Source organism: Peribacillus sp. NPDC058075 (genome assembly GCF_042885195.1).
Taxonomy (GTDB): domain Bacteria; phylum Bacillota; class Bacilli; order Bacillales; family DSM-1321; genus Peribacillus.
Genome location: NZ_JBHVSL010000008.1, coordinates 56,319 through 76,174, shown reverse-complemented (window position 1 = coordinate 76,174; position 19,856 = coordinate 56,319). Strand labels below are relative to the sequence as shown.

Genomic DNA, 19,856 nt, shown 5'->3' with positions numbered 1-19,856 from the left:
GAAATGTTTGACTTGCTCATTTGCTTTTTTGATAGTGTGTGCTCACTTAAAATTTAACGTTGGCGCTTTGTTTTGTTCAGTTTTCAAAGAGCAATATTATTCATCGCTTTTTAGCGACTTTATTAATATAACACCCTCCAAACATAAAGTCAACAATAAATTATCATTTTCTTGTTTTTCTTTTGTCTCAAGCGGTGTATTTAATATATTAGCACTTGCATTTAGATAAGTCAATGCAATCTTTTAAAATCTCCTTCATTTTTTTCATGAACCACCTTCTTCTATATATACACCACTTTCTTTCTATCAGAAGCCGGACCCTGCTATTGAAGTATAAAAAACAGGAGGGCAGCTGATTAAAGCCACCCTCCTGTTAGAAATGATTATTTATTAATGGTAATTACGTCAGCTTCTTCTCTATCTACATTTCCGGCCTTTTCGATCTTCACACTTTCACCTTCGGAAAGGTTAGTAAAGACGATTGGCGTAATGATAGAGCTGGCATTGTTTTTGACATACTCTATATCAACTTTGAGCAACGGCTGTCCGCTTGTCACTTTATCTCCTTGAGAGACTAGTGCTTCGAAACCTTTGCCTTCTAACTTAACTGTATCAATCCCGACATGTATCAAGATTTCACGACCAGCTTCGGAAACGATGCCTATTGCATGTTTAGTCGGGAATAGGTTAACGATCGTACCGTCTACAGGAGAAACAACCAATCCTTCCTCAGGTACAATGGCAAATCCATCACCCATCATTTTTTCAGCAAAAACTGCATCAGGCACTTCTGTGATCGGTTTCAATTCCCCTTTAATAGGAGAAACAAAGCGCTCGGTAACTTCATCCGTCCGTAAAGGTTTCGGGACGACATCCTCGATTTGCTTTTCCACACCCACTTCAGGAGACGCTTCTACTTTACGAGGCCTTTTTCCATCAATGATATCTTTCATTTGCCCCTTGATCGTTTCTGAACGAGGTCCGAAGATTGCCTGGATGTTATTGCCCACTTCCAGAACTCCAGCGGCACCAAGTTTCTTCAGCCTATTTTTATCAACGTTACCGATGTCATTGACTGATACACGAAGTCGGGTAATGCAAGCATCCAAGTGAGAAATATTTTCTTTTCCGCCCATAGCATCCAAGATATCCCCAGGAAGACTTCCAGCTGTACTTGCAGATCCGCCCTCTTCCTCATCCTCTTCCACTTCACGGCCAGGAGTTTTAAGGTTAAACGTCCTTATCGCAAATCGGAATCCGAAGTAATAGATGACCGCAAAGACCAAACCAACCGGAATAACGATCCATGCATTGGTTTGCGGATTTATTAAACCAAACAGTACGTAATCGATCAAACCACCCGAGAACGTCATCCCGATTTTCACGTCCAGTAAATGCATGGTCATGAAAGATAGACCTGCGAACAGACAGTGAATCCCGAAAAGTACCGGTGCAACAAATAAGAATGCAAATTCAAGTGGCTCAGTAATCCCCGTCAAGAAAGATGTAAGTGCCGCAGAAGCCATCAAGCCCCCGACTATTTTCTTTCTTTCCGGTCTTGCTTCATGATAAATGGCCAAAGCCGCAGCTGGCAACCCGAACATCATAAATGGATATTTACCAGTCATGAAGGTACCTGCCGTTAAATTCTGTACACCATCTTTAATTTGTGCCATGAAGATAGCTTGGTCTCCTCTGACTGGCGTTCCCCCACCTTGAGGGATATAGCTGCCAAATTCGAACCAGAATGGCGAATAGAAGATATGATGCAACCCAAAAGGAATCAGCGCACGTTCTACAACCCCAAACACGAAAGCTCCCAGAGTCAGGTTAGCACCCAACATATTTTCGGAAAATGAATTTAACCCCGATTGAATCGTTGGCCAAACCAAGATCATCAGCAATCCAAGAATAACTGCACTTGCGGCTGTTACAATTGGTACAAAACGTTTACCTGCAAAAAATCCTAAATAAGAAGGCAGTTCAATTTCATAAAACTTATTATACATAACAGCAGCCATGACACCGACAATAATACCGCCGAACACACCAGTTCCCAACGTCGGGATTCCCAGAACATTACTATACACTGCACCATTTTTCGCAATGTCGGCAGCGTCAATGCCAAGAACAGTTCCCATCGTTACATTCATAATCAAGAAACCGATAATCGCAGCCAAACCGGCAACACCGTCTCCGCCAGCTAACCCAATTGCGACCCCAACAGCAAATAGCAAGGGAAGATTCCCGAAAATAATATTTCCGGCATTCTCCATTACGGATGCGACCATTTCCACTCCGCCACTCGCGAGAAACGGGGCGATATCCAACAAAGTCTCGTTTTGCAACGCATTACCGAACGCAAGCAAAATACCGGCCGCTGGTAAAATGGCTACAGGAAGCATCAAAGCTTTTCCGATTTTTTGCAAAACTCCAAACAACTTCTTAAACATAGGTTTTTCCTCCTCTTTACTGTTTTTTTCCTGCTAATAAAACGGTTACATTTAACGATGGTATTCATCTTCCCACGCATCAGAATTCAAATACAAAAAAGGCATAAGCAAAGATAGGATTGAAATGAAAATTCAGGTATATAATACCCTCTTTCATAACAATCATTCTCCTCACTTATGCCTGATCGAATCAGTAACACGTAAGTTAATGTATTTTATTTTATTTTCTTTTGTAATCGTTGGATATGCATCGTTAGATAGACAGCTTCCGCATCACAAACCGGTCTGCCTAATTTCTGCTGCATAATCTTTATTAGCTTCCAAGAGATATTGTAACACAAAGGATATTCTTCTTTCAATAGCATTGCTATTTTTTCGGGTTCCTCTACTTTTTCGCCAGCCAACACCCTGTCTATCATGAATCTTAAATGACGGACCAAACGTGAATAGTCTATGCTATCCTTATTAATTTGCACGTTGAGCTGCTCTTCAACAACTTGGATAAGCTGATAGATTAACTGCGAATGCTGATTGACTTCCGATAAGTCTTTATTTGATATTGCGCTATGAATATGAAGCGTAATAAAACCGATTTCCCCTTGGGGCAGGCCTATGCCTGTCTTATCTTGAATTAATTCTACTACATCAACAGCAATATCATGTTCAAAAGGATAAAGGGTTATCGTTTCTTTCAAGAATGGGTTTTTGATAGTCATTCCTTGTGAAACACGCTGAAGGGCGAACAATAAATGATCAGTTAAACCGACATGTATATGTTCATTGAGTTTTCCAGTTACTCGGTCGTTAATGAGATGAATGGATTCTATAATGGCAGCTTGAAGATTTTGATCGATCTGCGGCAAAAGTTTTTTGTAACTTTCCTGTTCTTTGACATTTTTCAGGACAAACGTTTTCTCCGCAAGTTCCGGACTTAACTCTTCGCCTTTCTTTCGGTTGAAGCCTAAGCCCTTTCCAATAGAAACGACTTCTCCATACGACGGATGCGTGGCAATCACCACATTATTGTTCAAAACCTTTTCAACGATAAAACCATTCATTTTTCTCCCTCTTTTTTTCTCAAAGTCATCCCTATGCCCCATACAGGATAAAGTACTTAGTACTTAGTCCTTTTACTATACACGATATGAGCTTTCTCTTACAACATGAAAGAAGAGCCCCGAAATCAGGACTCTCCTTACTTATTGCATGATTACTTCAAGAAAATGAAATATAGTAGGAAAACGACTCCAAGACCCCACATGATTGGGTGAACCTCTTTAGCTCTCCCTTTCATAGACATGGTGATCGGATAGAAGATGAATCCGCAAGCTATACCTGTCGCAATCGAATATGTCATAGGCATCATGATGACCGTAAAGAAGGCCGGAACTGCAATTTCAAACTTCTGCCAGTCAATATTTTTAAGTGATGATGCCATTAATACTCCGACTATAACCAATGCCGGGGCAGTCACTGCAGATGTCACCACAGATAGAAGCGGGAAGAAGAATAGGGATAGGACAAAAAGCAATCCTGTCACTACAGCCGCAAAACCGCTTCGTGCACCAGCGGCAACACCCGATGTAGACTCAACATAAGATGTCGTGGTTGATGTACCAAGAATTGCACCTGAAACGATGGATAATGAATCAGCAAGTAATCCTTTTCCCACTCTAGGAAGAACATTATCCTTCATCAAACCAGCTTGTTGCGCGACAGCAACCAACGTACCGGCTGTATCAAAGAATGCTACGAACAAGAAGGTCAGTATCACGATTAACATTTGACCAGTGAAGAGATCACCGGGATTTCCGAAGGCATCGAACGCAACCCCGAATGTAGGCGCTATGCTAGGTACGGCACCAATTATTTTCTCCGGCACCGGAACTTGACCAAAAATCATTCCGGCAATGGCTGTAATGACCATCCCTATGAACACACCGCTTTTGACGCCTCTCGTCATCAAAATGACGGTTACGACAATTCCGAACACAGCCAATAGAGTATTTCCTGATGTCAGGTCGCCCAGTCCGACAAGAACGCTGTCATTATTCGTGATGATTCCAGCATTCTGAAACCCTACAAAAGTAATGAATAAACCGATACCGGCACCAACTGCGTATTTCAACTCGACTGGAATTGCATTAATGATTTTCTCACGTATTCCCGATAGGGAAAGCAAAACGAAGATAATACCTGAAATCAATACCCCTGACAAAGCCGTCTGCCAAGGAATTCCAAAACCAAGCACAACGGTAAAAGCAAAGAAAGCATTCAATCCCATCCCTGGTGCAAGCGAGATTGGATACCTGGCTATTAGCCCCATCAATATCGAGCCGATTGCGGCTGCCAAGGCGGTCGCTGCAAAAACCGCTCCGTAGTCCATTCTCAATTCATCCGGATAGTCCTCGATGCTTTGTAAAGTCAGCATCACAGGGTTAACAACCAGGATATATGCCATCGAAAGGAACGTAGTCAGTCCACCAAGTATTTCACGGCGATAATTAGTTCCTAGCTCGTTAAACCGAAAATAATTTTTCATTATGAGTCTCCCCTATCATAAAATCGTGCCAACAGAAAATGCCCCATTCGCTAACGAACGGGGCTTGACTGCGGTCATGTAAAGAAATGGCGGTTTATCCACGCCAATCCTTCCACATCGTAGTCAAGCCGTTCACGGCAGCTTGGTAGAAACTTTTGGGCCATATCCCCAATATTATACGACAATTATGTTTTTTTATTATTATAGGTATAGTGTATCAGTCACTAAAATAATCGTCAATATACCAAACGAATATTTTTTATGTAATTTTAGGCAATGTTCGCTTTTCACTATATATCCCTTACTTATTATGGCTATATCTTCGCCAACATACGTGAAATGTAAATAATCTACAGATACAAATACTATTTTAACCAAAAAAAATCAGTGAAGGATATTTCCTTCACTGATTGGATGATTTTAATCTTCTATTCCCACTCGATTGTTGCAGGTGGCTTAGACGTAATGTCATAAACTACGCGGTTTACATGGTTTACTTCATTAACGATTCTCGTTGAGATGATTTCAAGTACATCCCAAGGAATTCTCGCCCAATCGGAAGTCATTCCGTCAATGGATGTAACCGCACGGATCCCGATTGTATAATCATACGTACGCGCGTCGCCCATTACCCCAACGCTCCGAATGTTAGGAAGCACCGTAAAGTACTGCCAAATTTCGCGTTCCAAACCATTCTTTTTAATTTCTTCACGTAAGATATGGTCAGATTCACGAACGATTTCAAGTTTTTCATCTGAAATTTCACCTAGTACACGAATACCTAAACCTGGACCCGGGAATGGTTGACGCCAAACAATTTCGTCCGGAATGCCCATTTCACTACCAAGTGCACGCACTTCATCCTTGAACAGGGTATTCAAAGGCTCGATTAATTTAAATTGCATATCTTCCGGCAGACCGCCAACGTTGTGATGTGATTTTATTGTTTGTGCAGTGGCCGTACCACTTTCAATAATGTCTGTGTAAAGTGTACCCTGTGCAAGGAAATCAATTCCTTCAAGCTTCGTTGCTTCGTCATCGAATACATAGATGAACTCGTTACCGATGATTTTCCGTTTTTGTTCCGGATCTGAAACGCCAGCAAGTTTCGATAGGAAACGTTCTTTTGCATCGACCTTGATTACGTTCATATTGAAGCCTTCACTGAATGTTTTCATTACACCTTCGGCTTCCCCTTTACGAAGTAATCCATGATCAACGAAAATACATGTCAGCTGATCGCCAATCGCTTTATGAATCAATACAGCAACAACGGATGAATCCACACCGCCGCTCAATGCGCATAACACTTTTTTATCTCCGACCGTTTGGCGGATTTTCTCCATCTCTATTTCAATGAAGTTCTCCATTGACCAGTCACCTTTGCAGCCACAAACGCCAAATACGAAATTTTTCAAAATGTCATTACCGTATACCGAATGACGGACTTCAGGATGGAATTGCACGGCATATAATTTACGTGACTCGTCACTCATAGCCGAAATTGGGCAAGACGGGTTCGTCCCATCAATTTGGAAACCTTCAGGCGTTTCCACCACTAGATCACCATGGCTCATCCAGACGATCTGTTCTTTCGGCAGGTCACTGAATAACTTGGACTCATTTTGGATGGCAAGTGTCGCTTTTCCGTATTCACGGTTTTTCGCTGGTTCCACCTTACCGCCAAAATGTTTAGTCATAAGCTGCATGCCATAACAAATACCGAAAATCGGAAGGCCCATTTCGAATATGCGTTCATCACAGCCAAATGCATTTGCGTCATAGACACTATTCGGACCCCCTGAGAAAATGATTCCCGTCGGGTTCATTTTCTCGATTTCTTCTACAGTAATTGTATGTGGATGAAGCTCACTGTACACACCAAATTCGCGGATACGACGAGTGATCAATTGATTATATTGGCTTCCAAAATCAAGTACTACGATCATTTCCTGGTTTTTTTGCAATTCTGTTTTCCCCGGCACAAACGTCACCTCTATCAATGTAATTCACTCATAAAATCGAGTGATAATTTCTTATAAAAAATATTATCATAAAAAAAGAAAAACTAAAAATCCACCTTCAAAAATACAGAAAAAGTATAGACGAAGGCAGATTTTCAGCTTTCCTGTTAAAATCCGCCTTCATAGTCAAATCATTTACGGTGATTCGGTAGAAACTTTCGATCCATATTATCGAGGATATATGAAGGATATATTAGTTTAAGTTAGTTTTTGTTATTGTATCAATATAATAAAAACCTGGTCAAGAGCTAGTTTTTCTCATTAAGCTTTCCCAACCCTTTTGAAAGTGTTTCCATTCGCCATCTTCCACGTCTCCACGATATATCATTAACTCGTAGCCAGCCGTCAATTCAGTCATCTCATCCGTATCGTACACTGCATCCACATAGGCGGCGTACTCCCTTAAGGTTTGCCCCTCCGGACGAACTAAACCGGCTCGTTTTAATTGTTTCAATAAAATTAAATAGGCTGTCGTGAAATGAGCACCGGTTTTCTTTCTATAACGAAGAATCTGCAGATGAGGAATCCACTTCCTTCTGAAGAAATAACCAATACAAGCGAAAATCAATGCACCTGACAGTGAGAGGGCAGTCCATTTTAAGAACCCAGCCATGTTCCCGATACCCGTTTTCACGGATGATTGAGTTTCCCTATCAGGTGTATCCTGGCGTTCCCTGTTCTCTTTCTTTGTTTGCTCTTCATTAATTGGAGTTTCTTCAGAGTTCTTGATCGTTTCCTGTTTCAATTCCGAATCGTAAAATTCAACTTCCCCATTGAAACCCTTTGTCGGCTCGAAGGGAACCCAGCCTATCCCTGAAAAATAAACCTCGACCCAGGAATGTGCATTATTATTAGTCACCTTATAAACGGATTCGCCATCAAGGATTGATTTTTCCCCTTCCGTATAGCCCTTTACCCACCTTGCAGGTATATTGGCGGCTCTTAGCAAAACAACCATTGCACTTGAAAAATTATCGCAATACCCTATCTGTGTCTCAAATAAAAATTGATCGACATAATCTTGATTACTCTCCGGATATGGAATATCGTCCTTAGAATAAATGAATTCAGGTCCGTCAAAATAATCCTCAATGGCTTTAGCTTTATCGTACCAATTCTTTTCATTCCTTGTAAGCCCGGATGCCAATTCATATATCCGGTTTGGCATTCCCTCCGGAAGCTGCGTGTTCTTTTCCATTAATAAATCCATTGATTCGTCAGGTTCCGTTACCTTCCTTAACTCAGCTATATCAAAACTCGGCATATCATAGACCAATTCATACTCTTTCATGGATAGTCGTTCGCCATTATCCTTTTCAGAAATAACTTTGTCCATCCCCTCATAATATTTGAAATCCATCCCGTTTTTGCCCTCAATCTTTTTTACATACCCGGACTGCGGATGAAGGATATGGGAATATGATTCCGTCATGGACACTTTTGCCGACATCTCCTCTGTCCTCACCGCTTCAGGAACGTCATAAATATCTAAGGATGCCATGTCCTGCCCGTTGGAAAAAGTGTGAAAGTCCGTTTCCAGTATGGAAACCCATCCTTTACCGGTATAAATATCCTTGTTCTCGACTTTCCAGTAATGTCCTGCAGTAGCATTATTATAAAAAACGATGGAACTATCCGGCTCTATCGATCCGCCAAGATCCGAATCGTCTTCATCATATCCGACACTTTTACGCTTCGAACCACCGTCTTCTTTCCCCGCTTTATCAGAATAAGAGGTAATATAAGGCACCGGGTCCGGCCACTGCGGGGAGAGCTTTGGGGCAGCGAAACCGACAAGAACACTCATCAATATCATGCCGGTCAGCATTAAGATCCACTTATTGATGGAAGCCATCGAAAACTTAATCCGCTCCTGTATCGTAAGTCGCACCAGGGACAGCAGGCCTAACATCAAGAACCCGATGATGATGATTCTAATCATTGCCTTATCCCCCACATAAGGGGTGAATGTGTCAAGTACAGATATAAAAATCACCGTTAACATAAAAAAGAAAAAAATGCTTTGCCTTACCATCACCCAGTAATGGATCAAATACGTCACAAGCCACAATAGGACAAAAAATAGAAACGTTCGAAATGGATTGGTGATCATCTCCCAATTACCATCATATATAAAACCAAGATTGGCCGTAAAATCCGCTAGGAAGCCTTCTTTCAGCCATGATAATTGAAAAAAGGCGCTTTTTGAATGGAGGAACTGCAATGAAAACATTATATAAGCAATAATGAGAATAAACCGGATTGACCAATGTATGCGGAAATAATGCAGTAGCAGGGAATAGAGTAAAAATACGATAAAAATGATGATATTACCTGTATCTGTCAGTTTATCGACAGGCCTCAGCCATTCAGTAATCAACAATAGACCAAATACATACATGAGGACGTGCATGAAGCTTTCCAACTTTGCGGTGGTGACTTTCATTTCGCCATCACCTCTGATCTGTCATACTTTAGTTGTCCATGTTCAAAAAATCTAACCTTTATCCCCCTCGAAGCAGCTGCAGAGCTTGACAACTTCTCCTCCTCAGTAAGATACGCCTGTTTCTTCACACATAACATGAATCCCAGATTAGGCCGTAAAGCACTCAATGTGTCCACCTTTTCTAAGGTTAAGTCTGAAACGATGAAGATCACAGCAGCATTTGCCGGAAGAATTCCCTTGCTGACATTTTCGTTCAAATCATTTGCCGCTCTCGGCTCTTCTTTAACAAGTCGGTAAAAAATCTTTCGTTTCTGGTTATTGCCCGCTGCTGCCGGTATGATTAACCTCGATTCCCTGCTCACATACCCAATTTCCATGCCTTTCTTCAACAGGGCGTGTGCAATGGAAGCAGCCATTTCAATGGATTCTTCGAATAAATCCGACGGCTTTTCATCAAGCATGATGAATACATCCCGGTTTTTCTGGACTTCGAATTCCTTCGTCATGATTTCACTCGTTCTAGCCGTCGCCTTCCAGTTAATCCATGACAACTGATCGCCTGGCTGATATTCCCTTACCCCGGAAACAACTGAATGTTCCCGTTGGGTTTTCTTTGCTGAAACCACTGCACCCTGATTGAACACTCGATCAAGATCACTGTAGGCAAGCTCATGATAACGAGGAAAAACAGTTATTTTCAAAGGTGAACTATATATCGCTTCCTTTTCGACTAGCCCGAAAAAATCACCAATCCAAAAGCGGATCGATTGAAACGAATGCTCTCCGCGCTGCAAGTCTTCCAAGATATATGACATGCTGAAGGTACGCTTGAATCCCGGAAAGATAATTATTTTCCTTTGGAATCCCCTATCTTCCAACTTCTGAGGCAATTCCTCCTCTACCACCATGAATAATAGGGGCAGCCGGTTTTTACGGGTAAACGTCAATGCTATCTCAACAGATTCGCCGGCCTGGCATTCCCTTTTATTGACCTTTCTCTCAACGGTAAAATCATGCAGCGGATAAACTAGCAGAATCAAAGCGTACACAGAAAACGGCAAAAATGAATAAAAAATGAACCAACTGACAAAACCGCCTTGAAACATTGCATAACAAAAGGAAACGGTCATGAGTAATACAAGTCCGATCACACTCATATTTCCTCTTAAAATGTTGATGAATTTGCGCATTAGGTCACAGCCCGCTTCACTGGCACTTGTGTTGTCGCGACAATTTCATGTATCACCATTCCAGCATCGAAACCATCATAATTCGCTTCAGGTTTCAAAATAAGCCGGTGGGAAAATACGAATGGAACTAAATATTGAACATCGTCCGGCAGGACATAGTCCCTGCCCTGGATCAACGCGTAAGCCTGGGCTGCTTTCATCAATGCTATCGATCCACGCGGACTCACCCCTAAATAGACCCCTTCATGCGAACGTGTTTGATTCGCCAATTCAACAATGTATCGTTTTATTGTGTCATCCACTATCACCGCTTTTACCTCACCCTGTAATTCTATCAATTCATCCAAGGTGATGACGGATTCCAGCTCCTCAAGCGGTGCCGTGTATTGAGCTCTATGAAGAACCTCAATCTCTTCTTCCACACCGGGATAGCCCATTTTCATTTTTAATAGGAATCTATCCAATTGAGCCTCCGGAAGCGGATATGTTCCCTCGTACTCGATCGGATTTTGCGTCGCCATTACGAAGAACGGCTTCTCCAATCCTCTTGTGACACCATCAATCGTCACACTTGCCTCTTCCATTGCTTCAAGCAATGCAGACTGGGTTTTCGGCGAGGTCCGGTTAATTTCATCGGCTAAAATAATATGTCCCATTATCGGACCTGGCCTAAAAATGAATGCTTGTTCCTTAGGATTGAAGATCGAAATACCAGTAACATCAGAAGGAAGTAAATCAGGTGTAAATTGAATTCGCTTAAAGCTTGCACCTATTGATTTTGCCAGTGCCCTTACCATGACTGTCTTTCCGACGCCCGGAACATCCTCCAATAAGACATGTCCGCCGGAAAGGAGTGCCACGATGCTCAGTTCCGCTATATCCCGTTTTCCGATAATCACCTTTTCGATATTCCCCAGAACCAATTCCAGTTTTTGATTAACCTGCTTATAAATCATTCTCTACCTCCCGGGATTCACATTATCTTTACCTTCTCTATATCACACTTTTTACATTAAGCTCCAATTAAACCTTACATTGTAAGTTTACTAGATAATCGCTAAACCATAAACGAATTTGTACTAAAAAGGTATGTTAAACTGTTGCTAAGTGAATATGAACCAATGATGACGTATGTGCTAAAATGAATGCAATCCAATCATAAGATATAAGAGGTACTGATCATGTATAAAAAATTCTTCATTTTGATCTTCGCTGCCGCCCTTCTTTTAGGGCTTATTAAAACCGTTGTGGATATGTAGAAAAAAGCCCGATTGCTGACTTATGCCAGGAATCGGGCTTTTTTCATTTTCGTTTAACCTCTCCATTCAGCTTCCCCATTTTCGGGATAAGGATAAAAAACAAACAAACGACCAAAAGTGCCAAAACGATGCCAAGCAATATCGTCAGGTCAAAATTAAGGGAAGGCTCTGTTTCTTCTTCGCTTCTCGTTCGAACTCCGACCTCTGAGAATAATCCAAGCTGATCGGCTTTTGAAGCGATTGTATTATTTTGATTCCCCGTTACCGGAGACAGAAACAATGAGTCCTCCACCGAGTCAATGACATCATATTTCCCTCTTTCAAAAGTGAGGTCCTTTTGTTCTTCAGGCAGTTTCCGCTTCTGTTCCAGCAATCCTTCTTCATGGAAATACTCCGTTTGAATATCAATATCGTTTACTTGATATTCATTAGGCTCCACCATGGGTTCATCTTCCGCCCCGCCAAGAGGTGCATGGCTAAAAAACAGGATGATCAAGACAGGCATTACGTATTTATTCCACTTCATGGGTCATTGCTCTTCTTTCTGTAAGACGCTTCACTATATATGGAATGATCGTTGCAATAAGCGTCAGCACAATCAAGATGATACTAGCCGGACTGAATGCCGACTGATTTCCGAACTGAATGGACATATATACATCTGCAACCGGGTGGTCTACATTGAAATTAGGCATGATTAAATCCAATAATGGGATGGTAAAGAAACTGATCAAACCAATCACCAGGATAGCACCGACAAACGGCCCAATCGAGAAGGCAAGCCGGGTAAACGCTGAACAGAAGAATAATAGCAGGACGGTGAAAACGGTCCATTTAATCTCCTGCATATCTCCCAGTGGATAGATTTTCAAACCATACATGCTGATGATTAAACCTACGATCAGATTCAATAAGGCAAACAAGGCCGCATGGACCATCATTGGAATGGTTTCATAATGATGCAGGAAGAAACCGATCAATAACCCAGAAATGAGTATGATCACCAACATGACGATCGGCGGGATATTAACCTTTTCCTGATGCAGGACTTCCCCGCTGATTTGTACGGGATTTGCTAAATATTCGTACACATACCCGTTCTCCTGATCATCGACTAGAGTGTTATTCAAGACGCTATAGACGTCCGTCTTTATTTTTACGGTCGAATCTACATTTTGGGACCAATTATCATTAAGCTGATCGGCCCTTTCCTGTACTGACCCAACTTTCGCTTGCAGGTCTGCTGTATCCTTCGTGACAGTGTCCTGCCGTTCCGCTACAGAATTGACAAGCTCGGAAATGAAGCCGACAGTTGTTGCCGTATTGTCTTGAAGTGATACAAACATTTCTCCATCAAGGTTAACTGGCGGTTCGGCCTCCACTTCAGGAACTTCCATATGATCTGACAAATTGGCAGACACTTCTTGGCCTTTACCGGTAATTGCCGCTAATTCAGCTAAAGTAGCTTTCTGCCCCGTTTCAACGTTAGCATCATATTCTTTCATATAACCCATAATGGAATTCGAGAACATCCCGAAGTTCTCATTGACTCCTGCTAAACTGGCTTTAACGAGTTTCGCTTCTTCATCTACGTTTCCGGAAACCCCATTTTTCAAGTTTTCCAATTCTTTTATATTGGCTGCAAATACCTTTTCTACATTTGCTTCCGTGACTCTTTCAGCCATTTCACCATAAGATGAGAGTGAACCGTAATAGGCAAGGAGGGTAGTTGAATCCCGATTCGTGATAGGATTTTCAAAGGCCTTCACCAGCACCGCTCGTCTTTCTCCCCCCACCTTTTCTAGAAGTGATTGTTCGAGAGTCTTGATTTCTGCAATGGCCTCGTCGATTGTCATGCTTTGGATGTCCTGTAATTTTTGAATATCTTCCTGTGACTTCTTCCATTGGTCACCTAAATCCTTATAATTCGTGCCGAGTTCATTATAATCAGCTTGTAATTGCGTAAACTGCGCCAGCAGTTCATTATATGAATCTACCAGTGTATTAAACTCCGTGATCACTTGATTATAATTTCCCGTTCTTCCGTTTACCGTTCCGCTGAGATTATTGATTTCCGCTTGGAGTTCCGCTGTTAGGATGTTGATTTGTTCAGCAGCTCCTTCACTTCCTTCCGCTGGCACCAAACTTTCAAGTGCCGTGTTAATCCCAGTGATTTGATCCAGCAGTACCTGCAGTGACAGTTCATCAATCGGCTCCTTCTTTTCAGGTGCAGCATCCGATTCACCTTTTCCCGTTTCCGTTTCAATATCTTTTATCGGCTTCGTTCCTTCACCAATAACCTCCCCATCACCAGAGCTGCTTGCAAGATTCCCTCTTTGCGCAAGCAAGGTAGACTGAAGGTTATCAAGACCCGCCTCTTCCGATTGTTTCAATTGTTCAATCGAGCTTTGTTGATCTTGAGTGATTTTTGTAATTTGTTCTACTTGATCATCCTTCATGCTTGTTGAAAATTGTTCCAATTCATTACTGCTGGAATCGAGCTTCTGCTGCATGATTCCAACATTCTCACTAATGCCTTGATCATTAAGACTGTATTTCGTATTCATCCCTTGCTGAATCTCAGGTATTGTTTGGTTCCCCTCATTCATCACCTTGTCATATGATTGTACACTCTCGTTGACAAGCTGCTGATTTTGGGCAGAGGTTTTCTCAAAAAGGATACTTTGAGCTTTTTGATATTCCTCAAACGAAACTACATCTTTCACAAATGAAGCCATTTGAGTCTTCGTGTTCCCTATTTCATCCATTGTTTCATTACTTGTTTTGCCAGCATCCTTCGTCTCGGCAAAGACTCCTTCAAGCATGTCCTTGTGCTGCTTGATTTCGCCGGCAAGGCTTTCCGAGCTTGGAGTATAAAACTCATACATCGTGTTTTGAAAAGCAATTTCTTTAGCAAGGACATTATCGAACTTCTTACGGATATCCTCGACTGATTGGGAAACATAGCTCCAATACTGTGTTGAAATATGCTTATTCATTTTGCTCTTTGTCTTCTCTAATTCCTTTTGTACCTTTTCCATGTTCTCTGCATTCAAACTAGGTTGTACCTTGTACTTTATCCCCGCCTTGATAGGCTGTTCATCATCGAATGTATAAATATTCTCTGAAAAATCGGATGGAAAATATATGACTGCATCATACTTTTCATTTGCAAGTCCACTTTCCGCCGTACTCCTATTTACCACAAACCACTCATATTCAGAATCCTTGTCCAGTGTAGTAACAAGCTCTGAGCCCATATAAATGGGATTATTGTTAAATTCAGTGCCATTATCTTCATTAACAATGGCGATTTCACGAGAAGCCGTTTCTGTCTTTTTCATTGGATTTTGGCCAATATAAGAAAAAAACAAGATTGGCAGCGCTAAGATCACCAGTATTTTACCGATTAACAGCATCGGTTTTATTTTTTCAGACACGCTCTTGCACTCTCCTTCTTTCTTCACTTAGTGGAATTTGGATTTTACTCTCCTGGCCATTCAGCACAAAGTATCCGTAACCCGGCTGTATTTCTTCTTCTTTTCTTGAATAAGAGAGGGTATACAAGCTTTGGTCCGATTTTTTAAGAAGCAAAACGGCCTGTCTGACTTGTTTCAGTTCAGTTGTCAACGAATCATATCCTTTGGTGAAGTCGTTGGCATTTCCAGCGACAATCAGACTAAACCCAAGGTGGCTGTATTGTTTCATCAAACCGCTGATCCTATCCTGAATCCTGCCGTCGATCGTTTGTTGAATCCTTGAAATGCTATCTATGATAAACATGATCCTAGGGAATTCCAGTTGCTTCATCGGTTTCATTTCCAATGCCTCTAGATAACTTCGTTCACGTTCTTCAAATATTCCAGTGATATGATCGAGCCATTCGGTTATCTGATCTTTTGTTTCCACATAGCTCACCTTCTCCTCTGTGGCATAAGAAGATAGGCCACGATCAACTCCGTCAAACAAACCGATTTCCCCAATTGTCTGTTTAAGCAATGATTCCAGTAGCACTTTAAGGACATTGGTTTTCCCTTTACGTGACTGCCCTACGACAAGCAAGAATGGATTGGTATTCAACTCCAACAAAACAGGCGTAACGCTTTCCTCTGAAAGTCCGATTGGAATGGAATCCTTCTTAATGGCTTGTGAGCAGTAACTCTTGAAGCTGCTGGAATCAAGACGTGCCGGTAACATCCGAATCGCCGGCGGTTTGGCCATTTCCTTATATTTAACCTTATGATCTGCCACCGTCTGTTTCATTTCTTCCAAAACGGCTATATCATCCGCTCCATCGGCTGGAAGATAAACCTGCGTGAGATAGGTTTGGTCCTTCTTCACTAACGCCCTCCCCGGAACAGGTTCATTTTCATAAGGGGTTCTTCCTAAAACCGAATATTGTTCCGAACTGTCCATTAAGTAATGGACGACCTTCGTCTTAAGACTATTCATTAACGGCTGGCGAATCGCATTGATTCTCGTTGCCGTTAAAATCATGAATATTCCAAGTGATTGTCCATCACGTGCAAACTGAACGAATTGCGCTTCCTGGTCCTGCATCTCATCCTTCACTAAGTCAAAATTGTCGACCACGATATAAATAATCGGCAATTTATCTTCCACTAATGCATTATAAAGCTTTATGTTACTAAGCTCCTTTTCTGAAAAAAGCTGCTTGCGCCTTTCCATTTCCGCCTTCATGAATAACATGAATTTTTCGATTTTCCTTAGCTCATCGAACCTAAAGTATTCCCCAGTATGAGGCAGCTGGCGCATTGGCAGTAAAGCGCTATTCCCGAAATCGAAAATATAATAATGCAATTCTTCAGGACTGAATTGATCAGCAAAACTAAAGAGAAGTGTCAAAACGGTGGTTGACTTGCCGTACCCGGAAGAACCAAAAACCCCAACATTCCCATCTTCAATCCAGTTATAGACATAATGTGTCTGGCTCTGCAATTCTGGCTCATCCTTCATTCCCAGGTGGATTTGATTCCTCGTCAGGCTTCTTTCAGTATTTCTCGATAAGCGATCTGAAAGAGGAGGCAGCCACGGGCTTGCCAACTTCCTAATCTCCATTTCTTCCTGTGTCGCCACAATACGGTCCGCCACGGCTTCAATTTCACTAATCTTTTCTTTCCTCTTATTAGTGGTTTGTTCCGTTACATTTGAGATTTGAACAAGTCCAAGGTCTGTGACAAGGGCCACTTCATCCTCAGATCCAACCGTATCCTCTAAATATGGTGCACCGCTCCACGCAGACTGGAACAATTCATAAACCTCGTTATTTCCAACCTGCAAATATCCCCGTCCGGTGACAGTAATATTTGCCGCATCGCTATTTTTTAGAATTTCCTTACTATCATTGGCATCTTGTACTTTCAAGGAAATTTTAAAGCGGGCATTGCTCCAGATCTGGTTATCAATAACACCGCCCGGCTTTTGTGTAGCAAGAATTAAATGAACTCCCAAGCTCCGTCCAATTCGCGCCGTACTCACTAATTCGCGGATGAAATCGGGTTCTTCGTTTTTAAGTTCCGCAAACTCATCTGATATCAAAAATAAATGCGGTAACGGTTCATCCGCTTTGCCTTCTTTGTATAAATCCGTGTAATCGTTGATATGATTGACTTCGTATCGATCAAACATGCGCTGGCGTTTCTTCAATTCGCTATTGATGGAGGCTAGTGCCCTGGCACTGAAGTTCTTGCTGCCCTCAATATTCGTAATGACTCCCAGCAGATGCGGAATCTGCCTGAATGGCTGTGCCATCCCCCCGCCTTTATAATCGATGAGCAAAAAGGCCACTTCATGTGGATGATAATGAACGGCTAATGAAAGGATGTAGGTTTGCAGTAATTCACTTTTCCCCGATCCTGTCGTTCCAGCAACCAAACCATGGGGGCCATGCGCCTTTTCATGCAAATTCAATTCAACCCTATCCGTTTTCCCTTTCAATCCAATGGGAACAGCCAAGGATTTGGAAGACTGATTGGTCCGCCAGTTTTTGCTGATAGGCAGATCCTCCACTTCACGAGCTTTCAATAATTCCAGGAATGATACCGTTTCTGGTATAGAATTGTTCATGCCTTTTTGATGATCCAGTGAACGCAGCGTACGTGCAAAACGCTCATTCCCTTCTTTTGAATGCGCATCAAGTGTAAACGGAGTATGAACAGCCTTCGTTTGCTGGATGAGAATCTCACCCTCCACATCATTGATATACTTCACTAGCGTATGGACATTTTCCGTCAAACTCTCTTTTGCATCCGCTGCAAAAATCGTCGAGATACCTAAATCGTCTGTTTTACCTTCTAAATATTCCAATATGACATGTTCTGCAATTAAATTACGATCCGTGACAATAAAGACAAAGTGGGGACTGAATCTCACTTTCCCTTTGTTCTCATCCAAATCTCTTTCCCTCAATAGCTGATAAATCGAGGTCAGCAGCTGGTCACGTGACTGCTCATTATATATAAAGCCTTTTGCATAGGCATGCGGCAATTGAAAATGAGGGAGCCATTTCATCCATTCCCATTCCTGGTAATCCTTTTCCGGAAAAATGGCCACAAAGCGAACATCATGATAACTATGAAAAAAGGCCAGCTGCCCAATCAGTTGCTGCAGCTCCCGTTTAACAATCGATTCCTTTCCGACCAGGCCCATCGACCCGCTTGATAAATCGATCGATAACGGCAGATCATCCAGGTTTTTGTATACATCCACAAGTTCCTGCGACTGCTCAAGTAAATCATCTATATCCCGATTGGACATATCACTGCTATTCACCGACACCTGATAACTTGACGGTATGGTCGCCGTTCCGATTTTAAAGTGCAGAGCATCTTCACTTTCCAAAGTCCGCTCCCATATACGGTCGTTAATACTGTCAGTCAGCAGCTTCATCCTTTCAAAGGAAGGGTAATGATAGAGCAGCACATTCTTTTGTTTTTCAGACAGCTCTTGCAGTTCTTCCCTCTTCTGCTCTAAATATCTTGTATATACACGTTGACGTTTTTCTTCTCTGAGTTTTTGCTTCTTTTTGTCTTTAAAGTATTGTACCGTCGAGGTAACTAAAGTCGTTGTGAACATCACAATCGATATGATGATGAAAATCCCCCGAGGCTGAATGACCGTGATGACCCCCATGACGATTAGCATCATTAAAGGCGGCATAAGGATCAGCCATAACCCTCTATTATTATCTTCCGATTCTTGGCTCGGAAAAGATATCGTCACTTTCTCGTCCGGCAATTCGTAGATCATCCTTGGTGTCCGGCGAAATTGTGGATAGTTTTTTTTCATTTCAGAGATTGGCTTCTTCATTTTAGCTAAAGATGTTTCATAGCTCTCGGCACTATGAATCATCAATAAGTCACCTTCAATCAACCTCAGCACCATATTCGGCCAGCAAATCAGATCACCATTTTGAATGGGAACAGCTTTGGTTACTTTTTCACCATTCAGGAATACCGCGCTATTTTCCTTTGGCATGAGTAGCCACTGCCCTTTATGAAGCACAAAGGAAGCCCCATTGCCTGAAACGGGTCCTTCTTTACGGATAGTCGCTCCCGCCTTGGCCGATAAAGTGATTTCTTTCAAGTTGCCTATATAATAGAGGCTTTCTTCCAATTCTCCTGCCGAGTAAAAAATCTCGACCTTTTCTTCTCCTTCATGAAAGGTGAAGCTCTGGAATGGTCTTACATCGCCAAGCTTCATGTCCTCTCTAAACACCTCATATCCATCAAGTCCTTCAGGTTTATTCAGCTTGATAGGACCATGTTCAAAGGAAATGGAATATATGGTGATCGTATCCTGCTTTGATGGACCAATCGTAATTGGACCGTTATGATTATCCTTGATCGTATAGGACTGGTAGTTTCCCTTAGAATAAATCCATAATAAACTCATTAAATCTCACCTCCGCAAAAGGCCCATT

At 41.9% G+C, this 19,856-nt stretch carries 11 protein-coding genes and 2 riboswitches; of the genes, 1 reads left to right on the top strand and 10 read right to left on the bottom strand.

From position 1 onward, the window contains the following. Positions 1 to 229 (top strand): hypothetical protein (locus ACFVS1_RS25565; RefSeq protein WP_387551899.1); only part of this gene is annotated, 229 nt, incomplete at its 5' end. Between the two features lie 154 nt (positions 230 to 383). On the opposite strand, the gene ptsG is transcribed toward ACFVS1_RS25565, so the two are convergent. The 10 genes from ptsG to essC all read right to left on the bottom strand — a co-directional run bounded on the left by ptsG (position 384) and on the right by essC (position 19,828). Continuing rightward, positions 384 to 2,453 carry a glucose-specific PTS transporter subunit IIBC gene (ptsG, locus tag ACFVS1_RS25560; RefSeq protein ID WP_387551896.1) on the bottom strand — a complete coding sequence of 690 codons (2,070 nt, stop codon included), beginning with the start codon at positions 2,451 to 2,453 and terminating at the stop codon, positions 384 to 386. A gap of 215 nt (positions 2,454 to 2,668) precedes the next feature. Further along, positions 2,669 to 3,511, bottom strand: coding sequence for a glucose PTS transporter transcription antiterminator GlcT (glcT, locus tag ACFVS1_RS25555; RefSeq protein ID WP_101225652.1), 843 nt, complete (start codon positions 3,509 to 3,511; stop codon positions 2,669 to 2,671). 152 nt (positions 3,512 to 3,663) lie between these two features. Then, positions 3,664 to 4,995 carry an NCS2 family permease gene (locus ACFVS1_RS25550; protein ID WP_352926677.1) on the bottom strand — a complete coding sequence of 444 codons (1,332 nt, stop codon included), beginning with the start codon at positions 4,993 to 4,995 and terminating at the stop codon, positions 3,664 to 3,666. Between the two features lie 100 nt (positions 4,996 to 5,095). Next, positions 5,096 to 5,197: riboswitch (purine riboswitch) on the bottom strand. Positions 5,198 to 5,423: 226 nt separating this feature from the next. Next, a complete protein-coding gene (gene guaA, locus ACFVS1_RS25545; protein ID WP_352926696.1) occupies positions 5,424 to 6,980 on the bottom strand; it encodes a glutamine-hydrolyzing GMP synthase in 1,557 nt (518 codons plus the stop codon). Between the two features lie 142 nt (positions 6,981 to 7,122). Further along, positions 7,123 to 7,224: riboswitch (purine riboswitch) on the bottom strand. A 36-nt stretch (positions 7,225 to 7,260) separates the two neighbouring features. Continuing rightward, on the bottom strand, positions 7,261 to 9,465 hold the full coding sequence (locus ACFVS1_RS25540; RefSeq protein WP_387551891.1) for a DUF4129 domain-containing transglutaminase family protein: 2,205 nt from the start codon (positions 9,463 to 9,465) through the stop codon (positions 7,261 to 7,263). Continuing rightward, positions 9,462 to 10,622, bottom strand: a complete 1,161-nt coding sequence (locus ACFVS1_RS25535; protein WP_387551889.1) for a DUF58 domain-containing protein — start codon at positions 10,620 to 10,622, stop codon at positions 9,462 to 9,464. The genes ACFVS1_RS25540 and ACFVS1_RS25535 overlap by 4 nt, the downstream gene beginning before the upstream one ends. A 32-nt stretch (positions 10,623 to 10,654) precedes the next feature. After that, positions 10,655 to 11,611: an AAA family ATPase gene (locus ACFVS1_RS25530; protein ID WP_387551886.1), complete on the bottom strand. Its 957-nt coding sequence runs from the start codon at positions 11,609 to 11,611 to the stop codon at positions 10,655 to 10,657. Positions 11,612 to 11,957: 346 nt separating this feature from the next. Next, positions 11,958 to 12,440: a type VII secretion protein EssA gene (essA, locus tag ACFVS1_RS25525; RefSeq protein WP_387551884.1), complete on the bottom strand. Its 483-nt coding sequence runs from the start codon at positions 12,438 to 12,440 to the stop codon at positions 11,958 to 11,960. Then, positions 12,427 to 15,354 carry a type VII secretion protein EsaA gene (gene esaA, locus ACFVS1_RS25520; RefSeq protein WP_387551881.1) on the bottom strand — a complete coding sequence of 976 codons (2,928 nt, stop codon included), beginning with the start codon at positions 15,352 to 15,354 and terminating at the stop codon, positions 12,427 to 12,429. Before esaA ends, essA begins: the two co-directional genes overlap by 14 nt. After that, positions 15,347 to 19,828 carry a type VII secretion protein EssC gene (gene essC, locus ACFVS1_RS25515; RefSeq protein ID WP_387551878.1) on the bottom strand — a complete coding sequence of 1,494 codons (4,482 nt, stop codon included), beginning with the start codon at positions 19,826 to 19,828 and terminating at the stop codon, positions 15,347 to 15,349. Before essC ends, esaA begins: the two co-directional genes overlap by 8 nt. Positions 19,829 to 19,856 lie beyond the last annotated feature (28 nt).

Excerpts from the sequence above, each read along its gene's own strand:
- essC (WP_387551878.1), bottom strand. The coding sequence starts at position 19,828 with ATGAGTTTATTATGGATTTATTCTAAGGGAAACTACCAGTCCTATACG.
- ACFVS1_RS25530 (WP_387551886.1), bottom strand. The coding sequence starts at position 11,611 with ATGATTTATAAGCAGGTTAATCAAAAACTGGAATTGGTTCTGGGGAAT.
- ptsG (WP_387551896.1), bottom strand. The coding sequence starts at position 2,453 with ATGTTTAAGAAGTTGTTTGGAGTTTTGCAAAAAATCGGAAAAGCTTTG.
- ACFVS1_RS25550 (WP_352926677.1), bottom strand. The coding sequence starts at position 4,995 with ATGAAAAATTATTTTCGGTTTAACGAGCTAGGAACTAATTATCGCCGT.
- essA (WP_387551884.1), bottom strand. The coding sequence starts at position 12,440 with ATGAAGTGGAATAAATACGTAATGCCTGTCTTGATCATCCTGTTTTTT.
- ACFVS1_RS25535 (WP_387551889.1), bottom strand. The coding sequence starts at position 10,622 with ATGAGTGTGATCGGACTTGTATTACTCATGACCGTTTCCTTTTGTTAT.
- glcT (WP_101225652.1), bottom strand. The coding sequence starts at position 3,511 with ATGAATGGTTTTATCGTTGAAAAGGTTTTGAACAATAATGTGGTGATT.
- ACFVS1_RS25540 (WP_387551891.1), bottom strand. The coding sequence starts at position 9,465 with ATGAAAGTCACCACCGCAAAGTTGGAAAGCTTCATGCACGTCCTCATG.